The following is a 25,470-nucleotide window of genomic DNA, read 5'->3' as shown; positions in this document are numbered from 1 at the left end:
TTTTATACGTTTGGTAAATCCAGCTTGGTAAGTTTTATCACACGCCAAGTTGCTTAATAATGGCTTCGCCAACTGCGTGAGCACTGGCCGGGTTTTGACCTGTAATAACCCGACCATCTTCAATCACAAATACTTGCCATGGTTTTACTTTGCTGAATTTTGCAGCAGTTCTGGCCAACGATTCTTCAAGAAGAAAGGGAATAGAATCAATGGTGCCGTAATCAATTTCTTCTTCACGAGTAAATGCCGTTACAGATTTACTGGCAAGCAATGACTCACCTGATGATAATTTAATTGGCAAAAGGCCAGCAGGGCCATGGCAAACTGCACCAAGGATCCCACCATTTTCATAATGGGTTGCAGCCAGCTTGGCAAAATTTTCATCCGTATTTAAATCTGATAACAGACCAAAGCCACCTGGATAAAAAATGGCATCGTAATCTGCATTGTTCAGTTGAGAAACGGGGATAGTGTTGTTAATACGGTTCTGAAAATCTTCATTGCCCAACACGCTGTTATTCACCTCATCACCTTCAATGTCGGTGCCATAAATCGGTGCCTTGCCACCTTTAATAGAGGCAATATCATAATCAACGCCATGTTCCATAAATACATGGATAGCATGTGTTAATTCAGGTGCGTAAGTTCCATTCGCCTGATCTGTGTCTCCAAGAGTGGCGTGGTTAGTTACGGGTATTAATATTTTTTTCATGACTTTTCCTCTTTAATATTTAAATGGATAGTTCTAATGGCTTACTACGGGAGTCACTTTAAAATATTTCTCGGTGGTTGATAATCCACTATTTTTGTTAAACACTATTGCTATATAGCAACAATAGGGTCTGACATGGAAAGCTTTGAAGGAATCATTGAATTTGTCGCGGTCGCTGAATCTCGGGGATTCTCAGCTGCTGCCAAACAACTTGGATACAGCACCAGTCATATCAGTCGGCAAGTGGCCAGACTTGAAGAGCGACTGGGATGTGCTTTGTTGGCGCGCTCAACTCGTCAGGTAAATTTAACGGAAAATGGCACGGCTTATTATCATCAATGCAAAGAGCTGGTGATTGGTTTACAGCAGGCAAATGAACAGGTAAATCAACAACAGTTGCAGCTGAAAGGCACATTGAGAGTCAGTGCCGCCGGAGGATTTGCAGAACATTTTGTCGCACCGGCTTTAATGGAATTTGCCCAACAACATCCACAATTGACGGTTGAAATAGACTTTAATAGCCGAATGGTGAACTTTGTAGAAGACGAAGTTGATTTTGCCGTGCGTTATGGTGAGTTAGCCGACTCCAGCCTGATTGCTCGTAAATTAATAAGCCGTCCGATGATGGCCGCCGCAAGCCCTGAATATTTAAAGCAATATGGAACTCCGACACATCCCAACCAGTTAAAAAGCCACAGCTGCATCATTTCCAATAATGATCACTGGTTATTTAATATTGATGGGAATCAGAAGAGTATCCGGGTAAAAGGACGTTGGCGTAGCAACAATGCCAATGTGGTTGCCAATGCATGTGAACAAGGTCTGGGCGTGGCTTATATGCCGAAAAGTACATTTAATGATGGTATAAAAAATAACAAATTGGTCGGCATACTTGAACCATTTTGGGGTAAAGGTGCAAGTAGCTGGATCGTCTACAAAAACCGCCATTTTCAGCCACTTCGTGCTCGCTTGGCTATAGATTTTCTCATCTTACATTTTTCCAATTGGAACGATACATAAACTCAATTTTGCTCAAAACAATCACTTGCCGCATTCATAGCAGAAATATATGATCTGTATACGTTTCGTATATTAGGATCTGTTATGGGTATCGTTAAAATAAATGATGAACTGCACGAAGAAATCCGAAAATCCAGTTCGGTTATGGTGCGCTCCATCAATGCTCAGGCTGAATATTGGATAAAAATAGGCATGCTGGCGGAAGCAAATCCGACCCTGTCTTTTTCCGAAATTATCAGTGCCCAAATGAAGCAAGCCGATGTCGATATAAAGCAGATTGTCGGTGGCTAATATCAAGCTGAAAAATACAGATGAATTGGCTGTGATGCGTGAAGCCGGAAAGTTACTCGCCTCGGTGTTCCGTTATCTCGATAATCACGTGAAAGTTGGTATCACGACTATGGATATCAACAATCTGGCTGAGCGGTTTATTGTTGACCAACTGGGCGCTCGTCCAGCGAGTAAAGGACAATATGGTTACCAGTTCGTGCTTAATACTTCCATCAATCATGTGGTTTGCCATGGTGTTCCCTCTGACAATCAAAAGCTGAAATCGGGCGATATCGTGAATGTGGATATCACGCTGGAGAAGGGGGGCTTTATTGCCGATTCCAGCAAAATGTACATGATGGGTGATGTCACGCCGCTTGCTAAGCGTTTGGTTGAGAAAACTTATGAAGCAATGTGGGAGGGAATACGGGCTGTGAAACCGGGAGCAACTCTAGGCGATATTGGTCACGCGATTCAGCAATATGCCGAAAAACATGGATATTCTGTTGTTCGTGAATACTGCGGCCATGGCATCGGCCGGGAAATGCACGAAGAACCAGCAGTTTTGCACTATGGACGGCCCGGACAAGGTCTGGTTTTGCAAGAAGGCATGACGTTCACTATCGAGCCGATGATTAATCAGGGAAAGGCAAAAGTGAAAACCAAAAAAGATGGGTGGACGGTTGTTACGGCTGATAAGAAATTATCTGCTCAATGGGAACACACCATCGCGGTCACAGCCGGCGGCTATGAAGTACTTACGCTTCGGGATGAAGAACATATTTAACAAATTGCAATTAAATTGACTGCTTCTCATTGAGTTTTCATACAACTGGTGAACAGGCGTTAGTAGCTTGATTTGTTTACAGGTTTAATAACAGACTCTCGGCGTAAACTCTGTTTCATGTATTGCACGGCAGCATCCACACAGCTATATACCACGGGTATTACCAGCAGACTAAGAAATGTCGAGGTGAGCAAGCCTCCTATGACAACGATGGCCATTGGTGCTCGGAAGGTTGGATCTCCACCCATCCCCAGCGCTATTGGCATCATGCCTGCCCCCATGGCAACCGTTGTCATGACAATCGGTCTGGCCCGTTTACGACAGGCGTCGATGATGGCATCCCAGTGATTCAAATGGTGATCTCGACGGGCGATAATGATGTAGTCGATTAGCAAGATAGAGTTTTTGGTCGCTATTCCCATCAACATGATCAAACCGATCATTGCAGGTAACGACAGCGTTGAGTTGGTCAGAAACAGTGCCAGAAAAGCACCGGGAACAGATAAAACAAGCGCGGTAAGAATAGTGACCGGCTGGATAAAATCTTTCAGCAGCAATACCAGCACCATATAAATACAGATAACACCGGTGAGCATTGCTATTGCGAAGCCGATAGCTAACTCGCCCATCATCTCGGCATCACCCAAAGTTGTTTGGGAAACGCCGGGTGGCAGTGTTTGCAGACTCGGTAATGCCATTACAGCTTGCTCAACGACACCCAAGGGCTGGTTGTTCAGCTCAATGTCGAAATTGATATTACGCATTCGATCAAACCTGGCTATTTCTGCCGGGCCACTGCCTATTTCCAAACTGGCAACATTTTCCAATGCTACTGGCCCGCGTGCACCAGGTACCGGTAAACGTTTGAATGTCTCAAAATCTTCGCGGGTGATATCGCTCAGGCGCACCACTACTGGAACCTGGCGTTCACTTAAATTCAGTTTAGGGAGATCCTCATCATAGTCGCCTGTGGTGGCAACACGTAGCGTATCGGCAATGGCTGATGAGGTAACGCCGAGATCGGCAGCGCGGGCAAAATCTGGCTTTATAATTAATTCTGGCCTGACCAGACTGGCACTTGAGGTAACAGCACCAATGCCCGGGATAGTACGTAGTTCGCGTTCAACCTGAAGGGCATATTGCTGCAAAATGCGGCTGTCTTCGCCCGCTAGTACTAGCTTGTAGTTTTCGCTTGAACCGCCCATACCCACTTTAATTCTTGCGCCTGGTAAGGCACTCAGCATTTCACGTAATTGCTGTTCAATCTGTTGTTTGGTTAACTCCGGGCGTGCTTTGCGATGGGTTAACGTCAGGGTAAGCACTGCGGTACGAACATTTGTAGCTGTGCCACCCGGTTCATCCGACTCGCCAGAGCTGCCACTGCCAATAGCAGTGTAAACCTGTTTTACATGCTGGTTCTGCTGCAGCATTTTGCGAGCCTGTTCTGCTAAAGCCACACTTTCTTCCAGCTTACTGCCGGGTTGCAGTGTCAGGGTAACCTGAGTTTGTTGATCATCGTTTGCTGGAATAAAGTCGCCGGGTAGTGCCATGGCCAGCATAATCCCGCCTGCAAAGAATATGGCTGCGGCGCTAATGGTGATGCCTTTGTGGTGTAAACACCAGCTCACCACATTAAGGTAATAACGTATCCAGCCAGGTTCCGGTTTAACCAGTTTTTCTGGTGAACGCAGCAAATAGGCTGCCATCATCGGGGTAAGCATACGGGCAACCAGTAGTGAAAACAGTACGGCAATCGCCGCTGTCCAGCCAAACTGTACAAAGAATTTGCCTACTATGCCGCTCATAAAGGCGGTAGGCAGGAAGACTGCTATCAGAGTAAACGTGGTGGCAACTACCGCCAAACCAATTTCATCAGCCGCATCCATAGCTGCCTGATAAGGTGTTTTGCCCATCAGCAGATGGCGCTCGATATTTTCTATTTCAACAATAGCATCATCCACCAGTACGCCAATCACCAGCGACAGCGATAATAACGTGACCATATTCAGCGAAAAGCCCAGCAGATGTATTACAACGAAGGTGGGGATAATAGAAAGTGGCAGTGCCACCGCAGAAATAAAGGTTGCACGCCAGTCTCTTAGAAACAAAAACACTACCAGCACGGCCAGCAGAGCGCCCTCATACAGCAGCTGAATTGAACCATCATAATTCTCTGCTACCGGATCAATAAGGTTAAATACTTCCGTTATGCTGATATCCGAATGTTGGATCGTTAACTGCTGTAGTGCCGCACGCACTGCTTCTGCAACTTCAATTTCACCGTAGCCTATGGCACGGGTTATTTCAAAACCCACGACCGACTGCCCATTGAGAAATGCCGCAGCACGTTGTTCTGACACAGTGTCAGACACCGTTGCTATTTGATCGAGACGGAGGTGGCGACCATCACTCAAAGTGATTTGCATGTTGGCAAACTCTGAGGCCGATTGCACAGTAGCGATAGTCCGCACTGGTTGCTCCATGCCACCAAACAAAGCGCGACCACCAGCTGCTTCTTGCTGCACCAGCCGCAACTGGCGTGAAATATCAGCCGCGGTAGTGTTGAATGCCAGTAGTTTGGCAAAATCCAGCTCAACTCGAATTTCACGGTCAACACCACCTACACGGTTAATAGCACCGACCCCCTTTACCGCAAGCAGTGCTTTACTAACGTCATTGTCAACAAACCAGGACAAAGCTTCGTCATCCATACGTGGCGATATCAGGGTGTAAGTCAGAATAGGTGAGCCGGACAATTCCTCTTTTTTAATGACCGGGTCGCGTAAATCAGACGGTAAATCAGCACGAATACGTGATACCGCATCGCGTACATCATCAAGTGCTACCTGCACTGGTCTTTCCAGCCTGAACTCCACTGAAATGGTGGCCTCACCATCCGTCAGGCTGCTGTAAATATGTTTAACACCCTGCACAGTGGCCAGTGAACTTTCTATTTTGCGTACCACATCGGTTTCAAGTTGAGATGGGGATGCTCCTGGCAACGAGAGACTTACCGTAACAGTGGGTAAGTCCAGATCTGGTAAATCCTGAACTTTCATTGCCTTAAAACCCAAAATGCCAGCAAACGTCAGCAGAATAAATAGCAGGATAGATGGAATAGGGTTGCGAATAGCCCAACTAGAGATATTGAGATTCATTGTTATGTTCCTGCTTACTTAAGGATTTCTGGCTGAGTGTCAGGATCTGATATCTGTGCTTTGGATATGCCAGCTGGCAGTGTTTCAATAACCCGCACCAGATCACCATCGCCCAGGAAAGCACCGCCGCTTGCCACCACCCGATCGGCAGGAGTAATACCACTGATGATTTCGACTAAATCTGCTGTTCGCCGCCCAATGCTGACTTTGGTTTGTATCACTCTGGAATCGGGACCTACCCGTAGCACATAGCTAAAACCATCGCGTAACTGCACGGCACTTTGTGGCAGTGTTAATACCTCTGTAGCACCCATTTCGAACTGGCCGCGGGCAAAGGTGCCGGCGCGGATAGTGTTATCAGTTGGGAGATCGATATAGGCCAACCCATTGCGGGTTTGTGTATCCACGACAGGCGACACTATTCGCAGAGTCCCACTGATGGTTTCACCACCTACTGGCGTGACGTATACCCGCTGACCCGATTGAAGTTTTGGCAGGTCTTCAGCGGATATCTCTGCCCGCCATTCAAGCCGACTGCCTCTGATCAGACGAAACAGTTCTTCGCCTACCGGTGGGACAGCGCCGACGGTGGCATTTCTGGCCGAGATAATGCCATCGTCCGGTGCCATAACCTGAGTTTTCTCAAGCCGTAATTGCTGGCTATCCAAATTGGCTTGTGCAGATTGAAGTCTGGCTTGTGCTGTTTTTTCAGCTGTACGGTATTGTTGAATTTGTTGTGCTGACAGCGCTCCGGTGGTTTGTAATTCAATAGCACGCTTTACGTTGTCTATGGTTTCAGTCAGAACCGCTTCTGCTTCCGCGACTGTAGCCTGACTTTGTGCCAGTTCAACCTTTGCTGTGCTGGCGTCAAAAGTCGCCAGCAGTTGACCACGCTGAACTATATCCCCGACATTCACCTTAACGTCCACCAGCTTTAAACCATTGGTTTCATTGCCAAGACTGGCTTCTTGCCAGGCAGCAATATTGCCATTGGCCGTTATGGACAATGAAAGCAGAGCCGGTTGAGGTGAAATTACGTTAACTGACAGCGAAGGTGTGGCGACTGTCACAGCCATGTTTTCTGATGGTGTGCTAGCGGTATTAGCGGCGGATATGATTGCAGTGATCGCTATCATTACCACAGTAATAAGAAACACCGCCTGGTGCGACCTTTTCATTATCTGGTTCCTTATTTTGCTGTTGCGGCTCATGCTTCGGCCGTTTTAAGCGGTCGGCTGATAGGTTTTTTCAGGGAATTTGTTGTCTGATGGGGCAATTCATTAATAGTCCAGCCGCCGCCAATTGCACGATAAAGTGCAATCCAGGTGGCGATGCGTTCACGCTGTAAATCGATGGAGGTGGTCTTGGCGTTAATCATGCTGCGGCGGGCATCTTCAAGTTCAAACAGGCTAGCAATGCCAGCCTTATAGCTGGCTTCTGTCGCCTGAAATGAGCGTTCAAATCCTGCTTCGGCGATATCTGCATCCGTGCTGCGTGTAGCAGTGCTTTGCAACGTTACCAAAGCGTTTTCAACTTCCTGAATGGCTTCGCGCAGACGAGCAGCGTAGATAGTGACCGACATGTCGTAGCGTATCCGGGCTGCTTCAACATTAGCGCGGCGTGAACCACCATCAAATAGCGGTAAAGTGATGGCGACAGGACCAATACTCCAGGTGGAACCATCGGTGGTAACACCACTACTTTGCATATTGTTGGCGCTGATATTTCCCGACAAGGTGATGCGTGGCCACAGTTGGGCCTGAGCCTGATTTGCAACAGCACTTGCTGCCAAAACATCACGGGCAGCGGCATAGATATCAGGACGTTGCGTAATAACTTCAGCCGGTACTGCAGAAACCTTAAGTTCAGCTGCTTGGGGGAGGATGGCATTTGAGACAGAAAGGGCGTGCCTTAATACTGTTTCGTCTTGTGCCGTTAACGCAGTTAATGCTTTTATCAGCAAATCGCACCGTGTTTGCTGCTGGGTTAGCACCATTTTGCCCTGGGCAGCACTGGCTCTTGCCAGATCGGCTGCGGCTGGTGGTCGAAAACCTGCCTTTGCAGATAGTTGGGTAAGTCGTGATGTATTTAACCGGGAAGTTGCGTCAAGTTGATATTGCTGGACCTGGGCCTCACACGCCCGCAGTTCGATATAAGTTGTTGCGACTTCAGCGGCCACTAAAATACGGGCGTCATGCCAATAGGCTTGACTGGAGGCTAATTTTGCCTCGGTGGCATCTACAGCAGCACTATTGGCGCCGAAGATATCCAGCTCCCAACTTGCCTGTAATCCGGCTGACGATAGGTTGACTGGCGACGTAGAAATGTCTGTTCGGGATCTACCTGCACTGATACTGCCATCCAGAGACGGAAGCAAAGAAGCTCTGCTGTTCACCACGGCTGCACGAGCATCAGCAATATTGGCAGTGGCTTGTACCAGCGTCGGACTAACTTGCTGGGCATCAGCGATAAGCTCTAGTAGCAGCGGGTCATCGAATTGAGCCCACCATTCTTTAAGCTTTTCAAGCTGACCATTGTGGGGTAGCGGCGCGTGCCACTGTAGTGCCATTAAAGCATCAATATCATCGGTTATTTTCTCTGATCCTGTTGAAGTACAACCAGACAGCCATAACAAAGAGATAGTTAACAGTGGTAATTGATAGAGCAAAGCAAAACGCATTCTGGCTAATGGAAACATCTAAAACCCGTATCAGTGTCTGAAGCGGATTGCACTATCTGATAAATAGCCTTTCAGGGGACTTACTGACGTATGTCAGCAAAAAATGTTTTGGTAAGTTCTATGTAAGTCAGGGTAGGGATGATGGAAGCTCTTACCTAACCTGAAAGGAATTTATCAATGCAAACAGTATTCACCGGCATAGCCGCCATACGTGGTGTGGCAGCAGCTATGCTAATGATTTTTAGCCTGGCTTCCCCGTTGTCTGCAATTGCGGCAGAGTCTCGAACAGAAACTAATTCATCATCTTCATCGTGGGGGTTAGGGTTGGGAATCCTCAGCAAACAAGATGCCTATACTGATATTGATCGTGACACTAAACTGCTGCCGATAGTGACATATGAAAATAAATATATTCGGTTATTTGGACCACAGCTGGAATTTAAATTACCTGGTTTGGAAATTAATGATTCAAATAAATTTGAATTCAGTGTTGTGAGCAAATACGAGTTTTTTGGTTACGAAGATAATGATGCCGATATTCTGGAAGGTATGGATGATCGTGATGGTGGTTTCTGGATGGGGGCAAAAGCCGAGTGGAAAAACCCATTGGTGGACATCACTGCAGAGTTGGTCACAGAAGTTTCTGGAGACAGTGATGGAAGCAGCTTTAATCTAGGTTTAGAAAGAACCTGGCATTTCAAAGAACGCTTTACGCTTACCCCACGTGTGGTAGCCAGCTGGTCTAATAAAGATTATGTTGATTATTATTACGGGGTTCGCCAAGAAGAAGTGAATGCTGATCGGAGTTTTTATAAGGGTGATTCCACTGTCAATATTGAGACAGGGATACGTGGAGGCTACATGTTCAACGAAAAGCATTTTATGTTTCTGGATCTGAGTGTGACCAGTTTGGGCTCAGAAATAAAAGATAGTCCTTTAGTTGATAGTTCGACTCAAAGCCGTGTGTTTCTTGGCTATATTTACCGATTTAAATGAGCCGCATACTGTTACTTGAAGATCATGAGCGGTTAGCTCGATTGATATGCCAGGGCCTGGTACCTGCAGGTATTGTTGTGGATGTGTTTAGTCGCATGGATCATGCGCTGGCCGCACTTCAGCAAATATCTTACCAGGCACTGGTGATTGATAGGGGTGTGCCAGACGGCGATGGCTTGTCACTGTTACGGCATTTGCGGGCAGCAAACAATGCCATTCCCTGTCTGGTGCTTACCGCGCGTAATGCACTGAATGATCGGGTCGAGGGGCTGGATGCTGGAGCTGACGATTATCTAGCCAAACCTTTTGCGATGGAAGAGATGGTGGCACGGGTACGAGCACTGCTGCGTCGACCTTCGACCGAGATTCGTCCGCTGGATCCTGGCTGTAGTGACATCATACTACGGCCAGGAGAAAGCCTAATCTGGTGTGGAAACAGACACGCTTATGCGTTCAACTAAATCTTTACGACCGGCCAGTAAAAGCACCAATGCCCCGATCGGAAGTGCCAAAACTCTGCATGTAGGCAGCAAGTTGCCCGCTCCATCTGCAGAAACGTTGACATACTCAACCCGTCCGGTGCGGAAATTGAGGTTGTTTATGTGAAATCGAAAGGGTTACCCACAGGCGCAGATACTGCCGGAGAAATCACCCATCTAATCCAGATATTTATCGAAACAGGCTGGCGTTTGCAAGAACTGACTGGTGGTCAGGGAGACGTGGTAGAGGGACCCGATGGACAGATGTGTCTGTTGCGACATGGCCTGGCCCCCTTAAGGCTGATAGAAGCATTTCGACAAACCGCGATCCTTAATGCCTTGCCCGCCAACATTGCCTTGCTTGATAACCATGGAACTATCATTTCGGTTAACGACGCCTGGCGAGTGTTTTCCGATACAAATGCGATCCAGAGTCCGGGCTATGGCATCGGCCTCAATTATCTCGAGATTTGTGACCGGGCCGAGGGGGAATATACCGCTGGCGCGCAGCAGGCCGCCGCCGGTATTCGTTCGGTACTGGATGGTAGTGCAGCGTTGTTTTCAATGGAATATCCCTGTGATACAACCACGGAACAGCGCTGGTTTCAGATGACGGTAACCCCCCTTATCGATGACAGTTCGAGTGGTGGCGTGGTCATGCACGTGGATATCACCGAACGGAAACAATTGGAACGGGTGCTGATTGAGAACGAAGACTACTTCCGCTTCCTGAATACGTTGACTGATGCGACGCGTCTGCTGATTGAACCAGTTGAGATCATGGCGGTGATGACACGGATGTTGGGTGAGCAGCTGCAGGTTTCGCGCTGTGCCTACGCTGATGTTGAGAGCAACGGCGAACAGTTTGCCATCCTTTATGATTACACTGATGGCTGTCAAAGCACCGTTGGGCAGTACCAACTGTCGCTGTTTGGTCCAAAAGCCGATGCGATGCTCACCCTCGGGGAAACCCTGGTCATTCATAATGTGGATGGTGAGCTTTTATCCGGTGAAGGGCAGGAGATGTTCAATGCTATCGGGATAAAGGCGGTCATAATCTGTCCGCTGGTAAAGGGGGGCAAACTTCGCGCTATGATGGCTGTGCATCAACTGACACCACGCGACTGGACGCCAAAGGAAGTGGTGATAGTTCAGGATGTCGTAGAGCGTTGCTGGGCCATAATTGAACGCAGGATTGCAGAGGATAAACTTGGCAAGAACGAAGCCATGCTCCGTCTTGCCGGGCGCATCGCCAAGCTGGGCGGCTGGTCTATTGGTCTGCCGGATTACCACGTCACATGGTCGGATGAGGTCTGCGCCATCTTCGAAGTGCCCGCTGATACTTCGCCTGAATTTGAGCGGGTATTAAGCTTCCATACTCTGCAGTCGCGTGAGGTTATCAGCAAGGCTATTGAGGACTGTGTTGCAGACGGCACACCGTTCGATATTGAACTGCAAGTCATGACCGCCAAAGGCCGCCTTAGCTATATACGTTGTATTGGCAAAGCTGAATACAATGCGCAGGGCGTCATCACAAAGTTGTACGGGACTGTCCAGGATATCTCCGAGCGTCATCGCAGTGAGCAGGAGATTGTTAAAACGCTGGAGCGCCTGACCGAAGCGCAACGTATTGGCAAGATGGGTGACTGGGAGTGGGACATCGCTGGTGGGACGATTTTATGGTCACCACAGGTGTTCGAGATTATTGGACGTGATCCCGACCTTGGCTCACCGCGAGACTTTGATGAAGCGCTTACATACTACGATGCGGCCAGCCAGATACTTCTGCGGGAACGGGTTGCAATGGCCATCTCATCCGGTGAGCCACAGAGCTATGAGCTTGTCGTTGTCCGGCCCAATGGTGAACGTCTTTATGTGCAGGCAAACGCCGTGCCGAGAAAGGCCAAAAGTGGCGAAGTGCTTGGACTGTATGGAACAATTCAGGACATCACTGAAAGCAAAACGGACAATCTCAAAATCAGGTATCTGAATCGTGTCTATTCAATGTTAAGCAGTATCAATACATTGATGGTGCGAGAGCGTGACCTTAATGAACTGTACCGTGCGGCGTGTAACATTGCGGTGGAATCCGGTGGCTTCTACATAGCTTTAATATGCATTGTTGATCCGGCAACACAACTAATTAACCTGGCAGCCTCGGCTGGCAAGGATGAAAAGTTTCTGGCTGCAATCAAGCAGCTGATTGCATCAACCGACACTGCTTCAGAAACGATGATTGCTCGTGCAATCAGGGAACAGACGGCCATTGTCTCCAATGATTCCCAGAGTGACTCCCAGATAGTACTGGACAACGAATACGCCGAAGCCGGGATCCGCTCTACGGCCGTTCTGCCATTGATTATTGACAATGAGGCAGCAGGGGTGATCGCGCTGTACTCCAGCGAAGCAGGCGCATTCCATGACGAAGAAGTAACTTTGCTGCGAGAACTGGCCGGGGACATTGCCTTTGCAAGCGATAGCATCCAGAAGCAAACGCGCACCGACTATCTCGCCTACTACGATGTGCTTACCGGACTTGCAAACCGTACCTTGTTTTATGAACGTGTTGGCCAATACATACGTAGCGCAACCGACAACGGACACAAGCTTGCCATATTCCTTATCAACCTGGAACGGTTCAAAAATTTTAATGACAGTCTCGGCAGATCGGCTGGAGACATGCTATTGAAGCAAGTCGCTGAATGGCTAACCCACGAAACAGGTGATGCCAATCTGCTGGCACGGATCGGTGCTGACCATTTTGCCATAGTCTTGCCTAATTTAAGGCGGGAAGCACCTCTGGCTCGTTTACTCGACAAGTCGATAAAAGCCTTTCTGGATCAGCCATTTCATATCGCTGGCACCGATTACCGGATTTCGACCAAGGTTGGGGTGGCGCTGTTTCCTGATGATGGAGACGATGTCGACACGTTGTACAACAATGCCGAAACAGCCCTGAAGCAGACCAAGACCCAAGGTGTACATTACCTGCGTTACAGCCATGAGATGACTAAGTCTGTTGCCAGTGAACTGACACTGGAAAACCAGCTACGCCGGGCAGTCGATAACGGGGAATTTGTGCTGCATTATCAGCCAAAAGTTAACCTGAAGACCGGAAAGCTAACCAGTGCTGAAGCCTTGATCCGCTGGAATGACCCGCAAACAGGGCTGGTGCCACCGGGCCGCTTTATTCATATTCTTGAAGAAACCGGATTGATCTTTGATGTGGGGCACTGGGTTATCAAGCAAGCCGTGGAAGACTACCTGCGATGGTGCAATAACGGTTTAGCTGCTGTTCCTATCGCTGTGAACGTGTCATCGCTGCAACTTCGGGATCCCGGATTTATCGCCGAGATAGAACAGGCTATCGGTGTCGATGCGCGAGCCTCGGCCGGACTGGAACTGGAAATAACCGAAAGCCTAGTCATGGAAAATATAAGACGCAATATCATCAGTCTGCAGGCCATTCGTGACATGGGGCTCCGCATCGCCATTGACGACTTTGGTACCGGTTTTTCCTCGCTCAGTTATTTGGCCAAGCTGCCTGTGGATACGCTGAAGATAGATCGCTCGTTTATTATAGATATGACTAACGGACCGGAAGGGCTGGCGCTGGTGTCGACCATTATCAGTCTGGCGCACTCACTTAGGTTGAAAGTGGTCGCAGAAGGGGTTGAAACGGATGAGCAGTCACGCTTGCTGAGTTTGCTGAACTGCGACGAAATACAGGGATTCCTTATCAGCAAGCCTTTGCCAATAGAGATATTCGAAACACGCTGCCTGGCATTGACCGATCCCCATGACATTCTGTGAGATTCAATATTATGGTGTCCGCTTATAAAGCTCTATATGTTCTGGTAAGTTGCATCCCACTCCAATGGGGGACCGCTCTTTCAACAGCATAAGGTGCTCAATGCCGCAATCCAGCTGATGTATCGAATTAATACCGCATTATCGGTTTAAATTGCCCGGTGTTGCAGGCATTACAAGCCAAATGGAGTTATGAAGTATCTTTTAACGAATTCATGGTTCTGTCCGCTTAAATTAATCTGGCCCTTTCAATCTTCACCTGAGTGGCAGCAGTTTTCCGAGTGTCGGTAACGCCCGGTTGAGTCAACATGACCTCCTGCTTCATAGCGGTCGTGATGTCGCACCCAATCAGTGAGATTAAAGTTTGGGCCGGTTTCATTTCGCCCTTTTGCAGTAATATCCAGCAGCATATAAGTCCCCAATACTTCCTCAGCCCCGCGCCCGTATGCGGAAAAGGTGTGGAAGATTTCACCGGCTTTGTTGCGATAGAAGCAGCTTAGGCCAGACAGTTCTTCCACTGGAAGATCGATTTCGCTGAAGTTGTAGTAGCCTTTGCCAGCTTTCATCTGCTCTTCGGTAAAAGACACGTGGAAGTCATAATTGAAGTCGCTGTCATACGATGAGACCCAGTCAAAATGCCAGCCCATACGATCTTTGAAAGGCAGGATTTCCCCGAGCGGAGCGCGTGAAACGGCGACAAACTTTACATCATGTTGTTCCAGATGTTGCAGCGTTGCCTGGATATGGTCCATCTCGAATGAACATCCCACACAGCCTTCCTGCCAGCCGGGACCGAACATGAAGTGCTTGATAATCAGTTGACTGCGGCCTTGAAACAGATCGTCCAGGTTTTGCTCGCCGTCTGTACTGTGAAATATATAGGGCTTATCGATCTTTACCCATGGCAGTGCCTGACGTGCCACACGTAAGGCGTCGCGTTGGCGGGTCAGAGCCTTTTCAAGAATGAGGTGGGAAGCATGTGCGGCTTGCCATTCTTTTGGAGAGACTATCGAAGGATGTTTGATGGTCATGGGTTTCGCTCCTTGGCTACGGGGTTGTCATAATTGAGTTTTACTGTGGCTGATCCTTTGAGGAACAGCCACGGTAGTAAAAGCCTTGCGATTCTGCTTCTTTAGCCAAAGCAGGCTTCCTAATAGCTTGTCGAATTAGCAACCATGATTTCGACAGCAACTAAAAAAATGCACAACCTGTCAGTGATCTATGAGCCCAGCCAAACAACGTATTCAAAACTCCTTATTGAAATGGCAATTTTATAAAGCCATCGAATAGGACTTAGCCAACTCCACTGCGTCAGCACCAGCCGGGAAGCTGATTTGTTTCGATGTGTCATTTACGGCACGCCATATTGTTTCGGCCACATCGGACTCTTTTGTCAATGCTGTCGGCTGCATAAATCTGGCAAAGACCGAGTTGGCGAAGTCTGTGTATGCAGCAGGGATAAGTCCCGCCATACGCTCACCACCATTCTCGGCAAAACGGGTGGTGGGTCCATAGCCAGGCTCGACTAGTTTTACATCGATGTTGAATGGCTCAAGTTCGTGCGTCAGTGATGCGGTAAAACCTTGAATAGCCGTTTTGCTGGCGGTGTAAACCGCAACTAAAGGCATCGGTGCCAGAGTTGTGCTGGAGGTTACATTGACGATCATGCCTGCACGACGCTCGCGAAACTGTGGGAGTACGGCTTGCGTCATTGCCATCATGCCGAAAGTGTTGGTTTCAAATATTTCTCGAATGGTATCCATCGGCGTAGCTTCAAAAGCGCCGAACAAACCAATGCCTGCATTGTTGACTAAAACATCGATGGGGCCGCTTTGTTCCAGTAAGGCGACGATGCTTTCAGGCTTGGTCACATCTAATGGCAGTACTCGCAGATGTGGCGATATTGGCAAAATATCTTCACGCGGATTACGCATGGTGGCGATGACTTGCCAGCCTTGAGAGAGAAAGTATCGAGCTGTTTCCAGTCCATAACCTGATGAGCAACCGGTGATAAGTACAGTTTTCATATGAATCCCTTAGTGAGTGGTGATGGAGGTCATAATATTTAAACGCATTAATACTGGCTATAATGCAAAGTCCTTTATTCGTTACCAAAAGTCCTGTTATGCAAAATCTTCTATCAGAAGTTATCGCCCTGCTTCGGCCGAGCAATGTGTTCTCCAAGGAAATCAGTGGGGCTGGTCGTTGGGGAGTACGTTATTCATCTTTCGGGCATCCGAGTTTTTGTGTGGTACTGGAAGGGAGCTGTCTTCTGGCAGTTGATGGTGAAGCAACACTGACGCTGGAACAGGGTGACTTCTTGCTAATGTCATCAACTCCCGGTTTCACAATATCGGGTTTCGAAGCTGCCACTCCCTTGCAAATAGATCCGGCGGTCAGTTCTGATGAGATTGAAGAAGTCCGCCACGGTAATGTTGATGGAGATCCCGACGTGCGTTTGTTGGGAGGTTATTTTGAATTTGACTCACCCGATGCTGCTTTACTCGTTTCCTTGCTGCCGACATTGGTTCATATTCGTAAAGTGGAACGGCTTTCGAGCATGGTTAAGATAGTGAACGAGGAGTGCAAAGCACAACGGCCTGGTCGAGACTCTATCCTGACGCGACTGATTGAGGTGTTGTTAATCGAAGCTTTGCGACTCGTTCCGGGAGAAAAGACCTCACCAGGCCTATTGCGTGGTTTGGCCGATCCTAGACTTGCCCTAGCCATACGTAACCTGCATAACGATCCTTCGCGGGCGTGGACTGTGGCCGAAATGGCAAAACAGTCCATGTTGTCGCGTTCAGCATTTTTTCAGCGTTTTACACAGGCTCTGGGTATGTCACCAATGCAATATTTATTAGCCTGGCGAATGGCTATAGCACAAGGTTTACTGCGCCAACCAGACCTCGGCATCGCAAAAGTCGCTGAACAGGTTGGCTATGGATCAGCAAGTGCATTCAGTACCGCATTTACCCGTTACTGTGGCCAACCGCCAAGCGAATATTCGCGAGCCTATTTAAAAGCAGAGTAAAAGTTAGCCGTTTAGCTAATAAACTCCAAAGCTAAATGGGGGGCCAGCATGATTTAGTTTGATTCCATAAAGTGATGTATTAAAGTTAATGGAATCTTATCGTTACAAAGCTAAACACCAAATTAGCTGCTTCACTTAATCAAACACTGCTGGTGATATGCATCATTAATCGAATGGAGTCGCACTTGAAGATTGACGAAAATATTGAGCTGCAATTACTTAGTTTGGACCACACAGAGGAGCTATATGATTTGGTTGATAGCAATCGTCAACATCTTCGACAGTGGTTGCCCTGGCTTGATGCCAACACTTCTCCCTCTGATACAGAATATTTCATCAAGTCTGTTATTAGCCAATATGAATCTGGCAAAGGACCACAGTATGCAATGTTCTACGACGCAGCAATGTGTGGTGTGTGTGGCTTTCATCAGATAGATGAAGCTAACAAGATTGGTTCGATTGGATATTGGTTAAGTAAGGCACACTCTGGAAAAGGCATTATGACTAAGTCGGTTATGGCACTTATCGAAATTGGCTTTCGAGACTATGGATTCAACCGGATAGAAATAGCCTGTGCAACTGAAAATTCAAAAAGTCGAGCCATCCCCGAGCGTTTAGGATTCAAACTTGAGGGTGTTTTTCGTGAACGACATAAACATTATGGAAAGTATGTAGATCTAGCTATTTATTCGATGTTGGCAGCAGAGTTCAGGCTGAACAAAACATTTCAACGGACAAAACGCTGAACGGCGTTAGGAGTTTACCCACTTGTCATGGCCAGAAATATTGAAATCAAAGCACGCATTGAGAGCGTTGAAACTCTTGAACCCAAAGTGGCGAAGATCGCTGACCAAGGGCCAACCGAGATATTGCAAGACGATACTTTCTTCCAATGCAGCACTGGACGACTGAAACTTCGGGCTTTTTCGGAAGATCATGGTGAACTCATTTTCTACAAGCGCTCCGATCAGGTTGGGCCGAAAGAATCATTTTACGTTCGCTCGCAAACCAATGAACCTGCGTCGTTGAGAGAGACGCTGTCGCTCGCTTATGGTGAAGCTGGCCGCGTTCGCAAACATCGAACTCTGTATCTCGTTGACAGAACGCGTGTTCATCTCGATAAGGTGGAAGGGCTTGGGCACTTTCTTGAGCTTGAAGTGGTTCTTTCCGATAGCGAGACATCACAGGCCGGTGTTGAGGTTGCCCACCACCTTATGGCTCAGCTTGGGATTGAACCAGCACAACTTATTGAAAGTGCGTATGTTGATTTGCTCGCAGAGAGATAATCCTGGCAATTAATTTAATTCAAAAGTCACTTCGCGTTCGGCTCAATTTAGGTGTTAGGCATCACACACGGAGAATCAGATGCATCAAGATGAAATAAAAGCGCTTTTTGATCAACAGGCGGCAACTTACGATACGCAGTGGGCGAAAACAGCACCGATTCGAAGCTGTATGCATCTGCTTTTAGGTTCGCTGTTTGCTGAGCTGCCTGCAGATGCAAAAATCCTCTGTGTTGGGGTGGGAACTGGAGATGAGTTGCTCTATCTTGCGTCGCAGAATCCGGGATGGCGCTTTACTGCTGTGGAGCCATCCGGTGCAATGCTGGATGTTTGCCGGCAAAGGGCAGTAAAAGAAGGTGTTGAGTCGCGCTGTACCTTTCATGAAGGTTATCTGAGTTCACTGCCCGTTATCGAGCTGCATGATGCTGCGACCTGTTTTTTGGTCTCTCAGTTTATTTTGCAAGAAAATGAGCGCTCAAAGTTCTTCAATGAGATTGCAGAAAGGCTTCAGCCGGGTGGGCTGCTTGCCAGCGCCGATTTGGCATCAAATGTTGAAGCCCCAGAATATGAAGTGTTACTGCATGCCTGGATGAACATGATGTCAGCGTCGAATATTTCGCCTGAAGCGATTGAGCGCATGCGCAAAGCTTACGCCAATGATGTGGGTGTTCTTCATCCGGCGAAGGTTGAGTCAATTATTGAATCGGGTGGTTTCAAGCTTCCGGTACAGTTTTTTCAGGCTGGATTGATTCATGCGTGGCTATCAAAGCGAGCAGACTAAATTTAAGGGTCTGCTCATAGCACTGTCCCTCACTCTGTCACTTTTTATTTCGTGCCCCGCTTTTGCTCAAACTGAGTATGGCTTTAGTCGGTGCAAAATTAATTAGGAAATTCTTTTGTTGATGTGAATGGTGTACTGACTGAATACCGATAATCTTGGTCTGCATTATTTCGCCAATACTGGTTATCCAACACCTTATGCTGGACAACTGTCTTTGCTTCGGCTCAAGTTCACTCAGCTAACACTTTTAGTTGCTGATTATTATGCCCGGGAGTAATGGCGGGAGGAGTACCTCTTAAGGACTATTAAATAACCATACCAAGCTGTCTACTCTGTGATATTTATTCCTTTGTGTAGTTTAATGTTAGTTAAGGCAACCCTTTGTGCTTCGTTGATTAAATGTAGAGCAATTTTTGGAAACGGTTTGTAGGTATTTATAGTGCTTTCTCATCGGAGATTTATATGGAGTTTGTCGATAAATTATTGGATGGCAGCTTTATGCCTCACGGTCATTGTCTGCGTTGGCTACCAGATCTCCTATTTCTCCATGTAACGGGTGATGTGTTAACCGTCATTGCTTACTTTGTTATTCCGCTGGCGCTTATTTATCTCGTAAAAAAAAGAACCGATCTGGCGTTTAACTGGATATTTATGATGTTTGCCGCCTTTATTTTTCTGTGTGGCATTACTCACTTCATTTCATTAATTAATATCTGGCAGGGATATTATTATATTGAGGGTATTGCAAAATTCACTACTGGCCTGGTCTCTATTTTGACAGCCACTATGATCTGGCTTTTGATCCCCAAAGCACTGGCTGTGCCAAGTAATGATGAATTCCGGACTAAAAATGAAGCGTTAATCCAGGCCCAAGAGGAGTTATTGGAAGCAAACCAGTCACTTGAACTTCGGGTTTTAGAACGTACCAAAGAGCTTGAACGCTTAGCCCATACTGATGCCCTTACTGGCGTAATGAACCGTCGTGGATTAATTGACCATCTGACAGCAGAAATTGATCGGGCAGTACGATATCAACACAATTTAAGTTTATTAATGGTCGACCTGGATCACTTTAAACTCATTAACGATGAATACGGTCATCTTACTGGCGATGCCGTTTTAATTGAATCGGCTACGATTCTGTCATACGCCATCAGAAACACGGATGTCCTAGGGCGTTATGGTGGTGAAGAATTTCTTTTGTTGCTACCCGAAACAAATATTGAGGATGCCAGACTACTTGCAGAACGCATCAGGGCTGATTTTGAACAGCACCGTTTTTGCCAGGATGATGGTGTAGAAATTTCTCTAACATGCAGTATTGGTGTGGCTGATCTTCAGCCTGACCAGACTCAAGTCAGCTTATTGCAAAGTGTTGATCGCATGTTATATAGCGCCAAAAATGCCGGACGAAATAGAGTCGTTGTTAATCAAAACTCTGATACGTATCCAAGTTTTTAATATAACGAATCTGACAATGACCAGCAGTTTCTAACGCTTAATATAGATGGAAGAGTGAGTTATATGGCTGAGTACCGTGCTCCCGGCGTTATGTGTAGCAAACTGCTTGATGCTTTGCTTACGAAAGTTGTATCTGTCGAACTGGCAGGTTCAGATGAATACGCTTTTGTTTCGACATGTTGAGTTGAGGTGAAATCTTGCAGAAAGCGACTACGATCTTTTTAGTGGACAGCAATCGATTGTTTCGCGAGTCGATGGGTGCGCTGATTGCGACATGGCCTGGATTTTTGCTGGCGGGTGAGGCTGCGACTGCTGATCAGGCTTTAGCTGTGCTAAAAAATATTCGCGCTGATATCGTTTTGTTCGATATTGATCTGATCGGAAAATCCGGTTTTGTTATTTTGAAACACTTAGTGAGTGAGCAGCGCTCTGAGAAACTGGTCATTCTGACTCGTGAACTGCAACCTGAATATATTCGCGAAGCCTTGCTTTTAGGTGCTTGTGGATATTTATCCCATGAATCGAGTGCTGAACAAATTCAACAGGCTCTATGTATGGCGCTTAGTGGCAAAACGGTTATCGATCCGCTAGCGTGCAAGGCTCTCGCCGAGGAGCCGGTTCGGGATGGTATAACCGATCGTGAATGTCAGGTGTTAACGTTACTCGCCGAGGGGGAATGCAATGCAGCTATTGCCCAACGGTTAGGCATTACCGAGAAAACGGTAAAGTCACACGTAAGTAGTCTGTTAGATAAGCTCGGCATGTCCAGTCGGGTCCATTTAGCCGTCTATGCACAAAACACGTCATTGCTGGATCCGCCTATCACAACAAGACGTGATAGCAACACGCATTAAATCTGACATAGGTCTTTAGACCGATGCGTTGATCAACCTTGTCACCCACAATACATCCATAGCTTTATCCAACGATGGTTGAAAGCTCTACTGCCTTTGAACTGTTTGGAGAGGAGTTTATGCTGCTGTTTTTCGGTCTGTTGACCGCTTTAAGTTTTGGTGTCGCCGATTTTCTCGGTGGTTTGGTGGGGCGAAAAATGTCGCCACTGACATTGACCCTGTACTCACAATCCATCGGTTCAGTGGTTATTACTGTGTTGGCAGTGGTGTTTGGTGGCACGCCAAATATTGCTGATCTTGCCTGGGGTGCGGCAGCAGGCATCACGCTTGGATCAGGCTTTATCCTCTATTATCGTGCCCTATCCAATGGCAGGATGGGGGTGGTTGCTGCTGTTACCGGTGTGTGGACAGCCATTATTCCTTTTGTGGTCGGTTATTGGCTGGGAGAACGTCCTTCGACTATGGCAATGCTTGGCATAATGCTGGTCGTTATCGCCATTGCCTTGGTCAGTAGCGGCGAAAAATCCATAACTGAAAACGCCTTGCAGCAGTTCAGGAAACCAGCAAAATCAGCTTCTTTTTATGCGTTGCAACGTGGATTTATGGCTTATGATCGCAGCATTCTGCAAGCCACTGTTGCGGGTTTATGGTTTGGTCTTTTCTTTGTTTTTCTTGGGCAGGCCCAATCCAGTGCTCCGTTATGGCCGGCGGCGTCAGCTACTGTGGCATCAGCATTGACGGTCGCTGCTTTGATCCCGGTGCTTAAACCTGATTTGTTTTTTGACAGAAGTAATCTGCTGATAGTGGTGGTGGTTGGCCTGTTCCAGACTTTGGGCACGCTTGCATTCGTCATTGCTGCAAATTTAGGCATGCTTTCTGTGGTCGGCGTTGCCGGTGCATTGTCACCAGTTCCGACAGCTATTCTTGCCTTCTTAATACTTAAAGAACGGGCCACCTGGGTTCAACTGACGGGAGTTGCTATTGCATTGGTCGGTATTTTGATGATGAATAGCTGAGTGGATTGATGATGCAGCGAGTTTGATTTCTCAAACTCGCCTGGGAGAACGGCATCAGCTGGCAATGTGTGACACCGCAGTTGTTTAATCTGCATGAATTTTAATCCGGTAGAGCACGCAATACACCACCGGAAGCACTATCAGAGTTAGCAAGGTAGCAACCCCGAGTCCACCAATTAACGCCACTGCCATGCTGGCAAAAAAAGCGTCATTAATGAGGGGAATCATTCCAAGCATAGTGGTCAATGCGGCCATTGCTACCGGGCGAACCCGGCTGACCGCAGCTCTAACCACGGCGTGATAGCGATCATTATGCAGCGGCAGTTGTACATTGATTTCTTCCACCAAGACGATTGCATTTTTGATCACCATGCCAATCAGGCTGAGCGTACCGAGCAGTGCCATAAATGAGAAAGGCAGACCACTTATTAGTAACGCACCGACTACACCAATGATCGTTAATGGGACGAGCGACCAAATGGCCAGTGGTTGGCGAAAATTATTGAACAGCACGACAGTGAGAATAAACATCACTACCAATCCCAACGGTAATGAGGAAAAAAGTCCGCTCTGTGCTTCGCCTGCGGTTTCGTCTTCACCACCCCATTCCAACCGATAACCTGCCGGCAGTGTCAACGCCTCCACCCGTGGACGAATATCGGTCAACACACTGGCCGCCGTTACATTACTTAACGGATGTGGTTCACCATAGACGGCCAGCATTCTTTCGCGATTACGTCGCATAATCAAAGGATCTGCCACTTGAGTGACAACTTCACTGATAACCTGGTCGGCGGTGATATAGCGCGATTGTTCATCACTCCATACGTTTAGTGAACCAAAATTATCTACATCGTGGCGCTGCTCGGGGATTGCCCTTGCAACAATCGGAATCAAATCGCTGCCATCACGATATATACCCAATTGACTACCGCTGGTGCTCACTGCCAGCGAACTGGCCAGATCTTCTCGGGTGACGCCGAGTCGTCGTGCAGTATCTTCAAGGAAAACTGGTTCCAGAGTTTGTACGCGGTTGCGCCAACTGGTTCGTACGCTGGTCATATGCGTGGTATCACGGAACAAGGCTTCAATCTGATCACCTAACTGGCGTAGCACTTCTGGGTCGCTGCCATAAATCCGGGCTTCCAGCTTGGCTTTGGGGGCGGGGCCGACTTCCAATGGAGCGATTTTATAGTCGATATCGCCGTGATCTCGTTGCAGTATTTTTTCAACGTCAGCTATGCGTTTGCGTTGTGTTTCTTTGTCATCCGTTTCAATGATGAGCTGAGCATAGCTGGCGTAGCGGTCTTCTGGAGAATAGGTCAGAGTAAAGCGTTGTGCTCCGCCACCAACAGTGGTGGTGAGATGGCGAATGCCTTCCATTTGCATAACACTTTGTTCCAGCTCACTCACCCGACGTTGGGTTTCAAGAATATCCGTACCTTCTGGTGTCCGGTAATCGACAAAAAAGATAGGTGTATTTGATGCCGGGAAGAAGGCATTTTTGACTGAGCCAAAGCCAACCATTGCGCTTGCCAATACCACCGCCATCAGCATCAAGGTTAACCAGTGCCAACGGATGCAAGCTATTATTACAAGACTGGCAAAGCGATAAACCACCCCACGATAGGGATCTTCCTGGCCATCTCCTGGTGCGACATTGCGGAAAAACAGTTTGAAATAAAATGGAGTGAGCGTTAGGGCCGTTATCCAGCTCAGCAACAGGGAATAGAGCAACACGTAAAACAGCGAACCTACAAACTCTCCCGTGGTATCCGGGGACAGGCCAATCGGAGCAAAAGCTGTTACCGCGATCAGGGTGGCTGCAAGTAAGGGCCAGGCATTTTGACGGATAACCTGATGAGCTGAATCGCGAATGCTATTACCCTGCTTGAGGCCAATGAGCATGCCTTCAGTGATTACTATGGCGTTATCCACTAGCATACCGAGTGCGATAATCAGTGCTCCCAGTGATATTTTTTCCAGTTGAAGTCCATGAATGTACATCAACATAAAGGTGCCGATAATGGTGATCAACAGAATAAAGCCCATTAACAAACCACTGCGCCAACCCATAAATAGCATTAACACGATGACAACTATGGCGACAGCTTGCATCAGACTCACCAGAAATCCTGATACGGCATCATCGACTACTTGGGGCTGGTTGTAGACGATATTTAAATCCATACCAAGTGGCGTTCGGGATTGCAGTTCGCTCAGGCGTTGTTGCAGAAGTTTGCCGACCTCGACCACATTTACGCCACTTTCAAACGCAACACCTAATGAGATAGCCGAGCGACCCATATCGCGATAAAGCTGTTGAGGTTGTTCTGCCAGCTCGCGACTGATATCAGCAACATCGCTCAATCTCACCAATTGGCCATTGCCCTCACTGATGATAAGTGCTCGCAGATCATCCATATTGGCAGCACTGCCGGTAGGGGTGATACGAAAACGGCGACCATCCTGCTTAAGATGTCCTGAGTCAGCTACCGCATTTTGGGTTTCAAGCAATTGTTGCAGGCGGGAGAGGGGAATATTGAGGGCGCGTAGCCGTTCGCGGTCGACTTCTACATAAATACGCTCTTCATGTTCGCCACTTAATGAAACCTTGGCGACTCCATTTACCAGTGAAAGCTCACGTTTGAGAAAGTCAGCATGATCAGCAAGATCCGGCATACTGTAATCATCGCCAGTCAGGTTGACCATAAAACCGAACACATCGCCAAAATCATCGTTTACGATGGATTGGCTGGCACCCGGAGGAAGTTGGGCCTGAACATCCTGAACTTTACGTCGCAGCGAATCCCACAGTTGTTGCAGCTCATGGTTCTGCACCGTGCTTTTAAGCTCGATGGTGATCTGTGAGAGGCCGTCTGAACTAACGGAACTGATGTGCTTGATAGCTGGCATTCCCTGAATCGACTCTTCCAGCGTCGATGTGACTTCTTGCTCAACTTCCTCAGGAGTGGCTCCGGGATATTGTGTTGTGATGATGGCGTTGCGAATGGTGAATTCAGGAAATTCCAGTTGACCCATGTTTAGAAATGACAGCGCACCACCAATCAGTAGTACTACCGTCATTAAATAGCTTGTCGCTCGGTGGCGTAAGAAATAGTCAACCAT

At 47.7% G+C, this 25,470-nt stretch carries 19 protein-coding genes and 1 pseudogene; 13 read left to right on the top strand and 7 right to left on the bottom strand.

Annotated features, from left to right (window positions below; genetic code table 11):
• Positions 1–37: 37 nt before the first annotated feature.
• A complete protein-coding gene (locus Q7V21_RS13370) occupies positions 38–712 on the bottom strand; it encodes a type 1 glutamine amidotransferase domain-containing protein (RefSeq protein ID WP_304917766.1) in 675 nt (224 codons plus the stop codon).
• Between the two features lie 135 nt (positions 713–847).
• Here Q7V21_RS13370 and Q7V21_RS13365 point away from each other — a divergent pair, with 135 nt between their 5' ends.
• The 3 genes from Q7V21_RS13365 to map all read left to right on the top strand — a co-directional run bounded on the left by Q7V21_RS13365 (position 848) and on the right by map (position 2,789).
• Entirely contained in the window at positions 848–1,732 is an 885-nt protein-coding gene (locus Q7V21_RS13365) for a LysR family transcriptional regulator (protein WP_304917765.1), read from the top strand.
• A gap of 84 nt (positions 1,733–1,816) precedes the next feature.
• Positions 1,817–2,023, top strand: coding sequence for a ParD-like family protein (locus Q7V21_RS13360; protein ID WP_304917764.1), 207 nt, complete (start codon positions 1,817–1,819; stop codon positions 2,021–2,023).
• Entirely contained in the window at positions 2,016–2,789 is a 774-nt protein-coding gene (map, locus tag Q7V21_RS13355; RefSeq protein ID WP_304917763.1) for a type I methionyl aminopeptidase, read from the top strand. Before Q7V21_RS13360 ends, map begins: the two co-directional genes overlap by 8 nt.
• Before the next feature lie 59 nt (positions 2,790–2,848).
• On the opposite strand, the gene Q7V21_RS13350 is transcribed toward map, so the two are convergent.
• The 3 genes from Q7V21_RS13350 to Q7V21_RS13340 are packed head-to-tail and all read right to left on the bottom strand — an operon-like array spanning position 2,849 to position 8,645.
• Positions 2,849–5,947: an efflux RND transporter permease subunit gene (locus Q7V21_RS13350; RefSeq protein WP_304917762.1), complete on the bottom strand. Its 3,099-nt coding sequence runs from the start codon at positions 5,945–5,947 to the stop codon at positions 2,849–2,851.
• Between the two features lie 14 nt (positions 5,948–5,961).
• Positions 5,962–7,125 carry an efflux RND transporter periplasmic adaptor subunit gene (locus Q7V21_RS13345; RefSeq protein ID WP_304917761.1) on the bottom strand — a complete coding sequence of 388 codons (1,164 nt, stop codon included), beginning with the start codon at positions 7,123–7,125 and terminating at the stop codon, positions 5,962–5,964.
• A 29-nt stretch (positions 7,126–7,154) separates the two neighbouring features.
• Complete coding sequence (locus Q7V21_RS13340; protein WP_304917760.1) at positions 7,155–8,645, bottom strand: efflux transporter outer membrane subunit; 1,491 nt, start codon at positions 8,643–8,645, stop codon at positions 7,155–7,157.
• A 159-nt stretch (positions 8,646–8,804) separates the two neighbouring features.
• Between Q7V21_RS13340 and Q7V21_RS13335 the strand changes: the two genes are divergently transcribed.
• From Q7V21_RS13335 to Q7V21_RS13325, 3 genes and pseudogenes are all read left to right on the top strand, one after another.
• Positions 8,805–9,623: a MipA/OmpV family protein gene (locus tag Q7V21_RS13335; protein WP_304917759.1), complete on the top strand. Its 819-nt coding sequence runs from the start codon at positions 8,805–8,807 to the stop codon at positions 9,621–9,623.
• Positions 9,620–9,976 (top strand): annotated as a pseudogene (locus Q7V21_RS13330) (response regulator); the annotation flags it as partial. The gene Q7V21_RS13335 and the pseudogene Q7V21_RS13330, both read left to right, overlap by 4 nt.
• A gap of 249 nt (positions 9,977–10,225) precedes the next feature.
• Positions 10,226–13,915: an EAL domain-containing protein gene (locus Q7V21_RS13325; RefSeq protein ID WP_304917757.1), complete on the top strand. Its 3,690-nt coding sequence runs from the start codon at positions 10,226–10,228 to the stop codon at positions 13,913–13,915.
• 245 nt (positions 13,916–14,160) lie between these two features.
• On the opposite strand, the gene Q7V21_RS13320 is transcribed toward Q7V21_RS13325, so the two are convergent.
• Complete coding sequence (locus Q7V21_RS13320; RefSeq protein ID WP_304917756.1) at positions 14,161–14,943, bottom strand: thioredoxin family protein; 783 nt, start codon at positions 14,941–14,943, stop codon at positions 14,161–14,163.
• 240 nt (positions 14,944–15,183) lie between these two features.
• Positions 15,184–15,939 (bottom strand): SDR family oxidoreductase, encoded by a 756-nt coding sequence (locus Q7V21_RS13315; RefSeq protein WP_304917755.1) that lies wholly within the window; start codon positions 15,937–15,939, stop codon positions 15,184–15,186.
• Between the two features lie 98 nt (positions 15,940–16,037).
• On the opposite strand from Q7V21_RS13315, the gene Q7V21_RS13310 reads away from it, so the two are divergent.
• The 7 genes from Q7V21_RS13310 to Q7V21_RS13280 all read left to right on the top strand — a co-directional run bounded on the left by Q7V21_RS13310 (position 16,038) and on the right by Q7V21_RS13280 (position 22,341).
• Positions 16,038–16,946, top strand: coding sequence for an AraC family transcriptional regulator (locus Q7V21_RS13310; RefSeq protein ID WP_304917754.1), 909 nt, complete (start codon positions 16,038–16,040; stop codon positions 16,944–16,946).
• 185 nt (positions 16,947–17,131) lie between these two features.
• Entirely contained in the window at positions 17,132–17,692 is a 561-nt protein-coding gene (locus Q7V21_RS13305) for a GNAT family N-acetyltransferase (RefSeq protein WP_304917753.1), read from the top strand.
• A 27-nt stretch (positions 17,693–17,719) separates the two neighbouring features.
• Entirely contained in the window at positions 17,720–18,232 is a 513-nt protein-coding gene (locus Q7V21_RS13300; protein ID WP_304917752.1) for a class IV adenylate cyclase, read from the top strand.
• A 79-nt stretch (positions 18,233–18,311) separates the two neighbouring features.
• Entirely contained in the window at positions 18,312–19,010 is a 699-nt protein-coding gene (locus tag Q7V21_RS13295; RefSeq protein ID WP_304917751.1) for a class I SAM-dependent methyltransferase, read from the top strand.
• Positions 19,011–19,472: 462 nt separating this feature from the next.
• On the top strand, positions 19,473–20,471 hold the full coding sequence (locus tag Q7V21_RS13290; RefSeq protein ID WP_304917750.1) for a GGDEF domain-containing protein: 999 nt from the start codon (positions 19,473–19,475) through the stop codon (positions 20,469–20,471).
• A gap of 197 nt (positions 20,472–20,668) precedes the next feature.
• Positions 20,669–21,325 (top strand): response regulator transcription factor, encoded by a 657-nt coding sequence (locus Q7V21_RS13285; RefSeq protein ID WP_304917749.1) that lies wholly within the window; start codon positions 20,669–20,671, stop codon positions 21,323–21,325.
• Between the two features lie 119 nt (positions 21,326–21,444).
• The gene (locus Q7V21_RS13280) at positions 21,445–22,341 is read left to right on the top strand and encodes a DMT family transporter (RefSeq protein WP_304917748.1); all 897 of its coding nucleotides are present in this window, start codon (positions 21,445–21,447) and stop codon (positions 22,339–22,341) included.
• Positions 22,342–22,425: 84 nt separating this feature from the next.
• On the opposite strand, the gene Q7V21_RS13275 is transcribed toward Q7V21_RS13280, so the two are convergent.
• Positions 22,426–25,470 carry an efflux RND transporter permease subunit gene (locus tag Q7V21_RS13275; protein WP_304917747.1) on the bottom strand — a complete coding sequence of 1,015 codons (3,045 nt, stop codon included), beginning with the start codon at positions 25,468–25,470 and terminating at the stop codon, positions 22,426–22,428.

The sequence above is a fragment of the Methylophaga sp. genome (genome assembly GCF_030651745.1).
Note: the sequence above shows the minus strand (reverse complement) of the source record. Positions and strands in the feature narration are given on the sequence as shown.

Excerpts from the sequence above, each read along its gene's own strand:
- Q7V21_RS13360 (WP_304917764.1), top strand. The coding sequence starts at position 1,817 with ATGGGTATCGTTAAAATAAATGATGAACTGCACGAAGAAATCCGAAAA.
- Q7V21_RS13335 (WP_304917759.1), top strand. The coding sequence starts at position 8,805 with ATGCAAACAGTATTCACCGGCATAGCCGCCATACGTGGTGTGGCAGCA.
- Q7V21_RS13300 (WP_304917752.1), top strand. The coding sequence starts at position 17,720 with ATGGCCAGAAATATTGAAATCAAAGCACGCATTGAGAGCGTTGAAACT.
- Q7V21_RS13280 (WP_304917748.1), top strand. The coding sequence starts at position 21,445 with ATGCTGCTGTTTTTCGGTCTGTTGACCGCTTTAAGTTTTGGTGTCGCC.
- Q7V21_RS13340 (WP_304917760.1), bottom strand. The coding sequence starts at position 8,645 with ATGTTTCCATTAGCCAGAATGCGTTTTGCTTTGCTCTATCAATTACCA.
- Q7V21_RS13315 (WP_304917755.1), bottom strand. The coding sequence starts at position 15,939 with ATGAAAACTGTACTTATCACCGGTTGCTCATCAGGTTATGGACTGGAA.
- Q7V21_RS13365 (WP_304917765.1), top strand. The coding sequence starts at position 848 with ATGGAAAGCTTTGAAGGAATCATTGAATTTGTCGCGGTCGCTGAATCT.
- Q7V21_RS13310 (WP_304917754.1), top strand. The coding sequence starts at position 16,038 with ATGCAAAATCTTCTATCAGAAGTTATCGCCCTGCTTCGGCCGAGCAAT.
- Q7V21_RS13320 (WP_304917756.1), bottom strand. The coding sequence starts at position 14,943 with ATGACCATCAAACATCCTTCGATAGTCTCTCCAAAAGAATGGCAAGCC.
- Q7V21_RS13345 (WP_304917761.1), bottom strand. The coding sequence starts at position 7,125 with ATGAAAAGGTCGCACCAGGCGGTGTTTCTTATTACTGTGGTAATGATA.
- Q7V21_RS13370 (WP_304917766.1), bottom strand. The coding sequence starts at position 712 with ATGAAAAAAATATTAATACCCGTAACTAACCACGCCACTCTTGGAGAC.
- Q7V21_RS13290 (WP_304917750.1), top strand. The coding sequence starts at position 19,473 with ATGGAGTTTGTCGATAAATTATTGGATGGCAGCTTTATGCCTCACGGT.
- Q7V21_RS13275 (WP_304917747.1), bottom strand. The coding sequence starts at position 25,470 with ATGGTTGACTATTTCTTACGCCACCGAGCGACAAGCTATTTAATGACG.
- Q7V21_RS13350 (WP_304917762.1), bottom strand. The coding sequence starts at position 5,947 with ATGAATCTCAATATCTCTAGTTGGGCTATTCGCAACCCTATTCCATCT.
- Q7V21_RS13295 (WP_304917751.1), top strand. The coding sequence starts at position 18,312 with ATGCATCAAGATGAAATAAAAGCGCTTTTTGATCAACAGGCGGCAACT.